The following is a 763-nucleotide window of genomic DNA, read 5'->3' as shown; positions in this document are numbered from 1 at the left end:
CCACTGAATTGGCGAAACTGGGGAAATGTGAAGCGATGATCAAGAAAGTCGCCAGCCATCCTCGCCCTGCCCTGTCAAAGCGCCCACAATCGCCACAGGGGACAGATAGCACCCTTCGGGGTGAGTTCGCTCATTTCCGATATGAAGCGGCAGCCCTGCGTTTTATGAGCGGCACTGCGGGGGCTAAGCGTCGCATCTACCAGCTAGTGTTTTCAGCGACGGTAGCAGCGGGAGCATTGACAATGCTGGCGGCATGGACCACCAGCTAGAAAGTATCGACGGAACAATCATGAGCAAGAGAACCAAAGACAAAGACCTGGAGAAACTCGACGTAATCAAAGACTCACCGCAAATGAGCCTGTTTGAGATCATTGAATCTCCGGCCAAGAAAGACGACTACTCCAACACCATCGAGATCTACGATGCGCTGCCGAAGTACATTTGGGACCAAAAGCGTGAGCATGAAGATTTATCCAACGCTGTAGTGACACGACAATGCACCATCAGAGGCCAGCATTTCACGGTGAAGGTGAAGCCAGCCATCATCGAGAAGGATGACGGAAGAACCGTGCTGATCTACGCGGGACAGCGAGAGGAAATCCTTGAGGATGCTCTACGCAAGCTCGCAGTGAACGGGAAAGGCCATATCATCGAGGGCAAGGCTGGAGTCATGTTCACTCTGTACGAACTCCAGAAAGAGCTCTCGAAGATGGGTCACGGGTACAACCTGAACGAAATCAAGGAAGCAATCCAGGTTTGTCGT

At 52.4% G+C, this 763-nt stretch carries 1 protein-coding gene and 1 pseudogene; both read left to right on the top strand.

What is annotated here, in order from left to right:
- Window positions 1-269 (top strand): hypothetical protein (locus tag R7190_RS26975; RefSeq protein ID WP_225474588.1); only part of this gene is annotated, 269 nt, incomplete at its 5' end.
- 20 nt (window positions 270-289) lie between these two features.
- Window positions 290-763, top strand: a pseudogene (locus R7190_RS26970) (plasmid replication protein); the annotation flags it as partial.

The sequence above is a fragment of the Vibrio sp. 1078-1 genome (genome assembly GCF_033340475.1).
This window is presented reverse-complemented; position numbering and strand designations above follow the sequence as displayed.